The sequence below is a fragment of the Mesorhizobium sp. M7A.F.Ca.ET.027.03.2.1 genome (genome assembly GCF_003999175.1).
Lineage (GTDB): Bacteria > Pseudomonadota > Alphaproteobacteria > Rhizobiales > Rhizobiaceae > Mesorhizobium.
In genome coordinates this window covers 1-2330 of sequence record NZ_RZOM01000990.1, presented here as the reverse complement: position 1 = coordinate 2330, position 2330 = coordinate 1, and the positions used below count along the sequence as shown (strand labels likewise).

The following is a 2330-nucleotide window of genomic DNA, read 5'->3' as shown; positions in this document are numbered from 1 at the left end:
CAATGTGCGGGCGCAGTTCCTGGCGGCCAGGATGGTCATGCCGTCGATGGTCGCACGAGGCGGTGGTGTCATCCTCAACACCGCCTCCAATTCGGGCGTGTTCTACGACCGCGAGATGATCGCTTACGCCACTTCCAAACACGCGGTAGTGGCAATGACGCGGCAGATGTCGCTCGACTATGCCCGGCACAATGTCCGCGTCAACGCGCTCTGCCCGGGCTGGGTCGACACGCCGTTCAACGAACCGTTCATCGCCCAGATGGGCGGACGCGAGGCGATCGAAACCTATGTCCGCACCAAGATTCCGATGGGACGCTGGGCCAGCGCCGAAGAGATCGCGGAAGCGATCCTGTTCCTCGTCTCCGACCGCTCATCCTTCATGACCGGCCAGGCGCTGGTAATCGACGGCGGTGAAAGTATCGGCTGAGACTTGTGCTTTCTTTATCAATTGCCCTGTTTCAAAGCCTTTCCGATATACCACGTCACGACTTTCACCCATGCCGCTGGATTCCGGCAGGACTATAGTCCTGCCGGCATGGGACTTCAGTGCCATCGCCGTTCAAGAGCGCTGATTCGTGTTTAATATCAGATGGTTATGCTTCGGGCTGGTCGGCAGATCGCGTATTGAGACAGCATTTGTCTAAAGTTTACTCTGTACAATTAGCGATTTCTCATAGGACGGTCGCTAGCGGTCGGGCCAGGTGACGATTCCCGAGGAGATTACCATGACAAACCGGAAAACTCTGTTCGCGGCGCTTGCCGCATTGGCGCTTCTGGCGTCTCCGGCGCTCGCCGGAGCCGGCGGCAACGGGCACGGCGGCGGCAATGGCGGTGGCAACGGCAACGGCGGGGGCAATGCCGGCGGTAACGGCGGCAATAGCAATGGCAAGAGCGGCGCTTCGCACGGCAAGTCTTCGTCGGCTCGGGGGCAGGTGGCAAAGGCCAAAACGGACGACACCACGGTCGACAAGACCACAAAGGTCTCGTCGGTTCCCAAGGAGAAGAACATCCACGCCAAGCTCGGTCGGCTGAACTCGCTTCAGCGCAACATCAACGCCTATATGAACTCGAAGAGCAAGAAGTTCGCTGCCATCCAGGCCTTCGTGACGCAGTCCGCCAAAGCCAAGGTTGCTCAGGCCGCCGCTGAAGCGGCCCAGGAGAAGCTGGATGCGCTGAATTCTCAGTTGACCGCGCTGACATCGCTGACGCCCGAGCAGATTGCGGCCATGACGCCCGAAGATCAGGCGGCCTTGCCTGGGAAGATAACGGATCTGGAGGCCGAAATCACTGCCCAGGAGGCAGAGGTCACCGCCGCCAATGAGGCGGCTGCCGCGGCAGAGGTCGGCACCGATGATGCATCGCTCGACGCGGCACTGGCGGACATGGCCAACAAGCCGGTCGACGCCGCGGTCACGTCCTGGGCTCAGGGCGTCCTTGCCGACAAGATTGACCAGACGGCCGCCGCGATGGAAGCAGAAACGACGCCGTAACGACTTGCCGTTGAAACGGCAGTAGCCAATCGAAGAAAGATGCCGCCGGGCGAAGCCCGGCGGCATCGCTTTTTCCCGGCCATGGACTGGCTATCCCAGGATAGCCACCGAGCTGGCTATCCGGAGCTGGCGAGGTTCGAAACACTCAGACGTGCTTGCGGCCGCCGGTCTCACGGAACCAGCTGTCGGGGTACGGATACCACCATTCCTGGATTGTCGGCTTGTGGTCGATGATCACCATTTTGGAGCGGCGGAAGGCGTCGAGCCCCTGGCGTCCGAGCTCGCGGCCGAGGCCCGAGGCCTTCCAGCCGCCGAAGGGCAGGGCATCATTGTCGATCAGCGGGTTGTTGACCCAGACCATTCCGGCTTCGAGCCGTTCAGCCGCCTCGTGGGCTTCGGCCAGATCGGTGGTGAAGACAGAGGCGCCGAGCCCGAACGGGCTGTCATTGGCAAGCCGGATCGCCTCGTCGAAATCCCTGACCCGGCAGATGGCGGCGACCGGTCCAAAGCATTCTTCGCGCACGATTGCCATGTCCGGGGTGACGCCGGTCAGGATCGTCGGCTCGTAGAACCAGCCGGTGTTGTGTGCCGGAGGGATGCGTCCGCCGGTCACCGCCTTGGCGCCGCTGCGGATAGCATCGTCAACGAGGCGCATGACTTTGGTCCGCGCGCTTTCGCTGACCAGCGGTCCGATCTCGGTCTTGTCCATGCCGTTGCCGATGCGCAGCGCCCGGGTCCTTTCGGCGAACAGCTCGACGAAGCGGTCATGAACGGCGTCGACGACGAAGAAACGCTCGGCGGAGGTACAGACCTGGCCGGTGAGATGGAAGGCCGCGGTGA

3 protein-coding genes are annotated in these 2330 nt (G+C 62.2%); 2 read left to right on the top strand and 1 reads right to left on the bottom strand.

Annotated elements, in window-relative coordinates; all coding sequences use genetic code 11:
* Together EN750_RS30100 and EN750_RS30095 are read left to right on the top strand one after the other, a co-directional pair.
* Nucleotides 1–427: SDR family oxidoreductase (locus tag EN750_RS30100; RefSeq protein WP_127398910.1), on the top strand; the 427-nt coding region annotated here is incomplete at its 5' end.
* A gap of 298 nt (nt 428–725) precedes the next feature.
* Entirely contained in the window at nt 726–1490 is a 765-nt protein-coding gene (locus EN750_RS30095) for a hypothetical protein (protein ID WP_127398909.1), read from the top strand.
* Nucleotides 1491–1635: 145 nt separating this feature from the next.
* Here EN750_RS30095 and EN750_RS30090 read toward each other — a convergent pair.
* On the bottom strand, nt 1636–2330 hold a 695-nt coding region (locus tag EN750_RS30090), incomplete at its 5' end, for an aldehyde dehydrogenase family protein (RefSeq protein ID WP_127398908.1).

Coding starts and splice junctions, on each gene's coding strand:
- EN750_RS30095 (WP_127398909.1), top strand. CDS start 726: ATGACAAACCGGAAAACTCTGTTCGCGGCGCTTGCCGCATTGGCGCTT.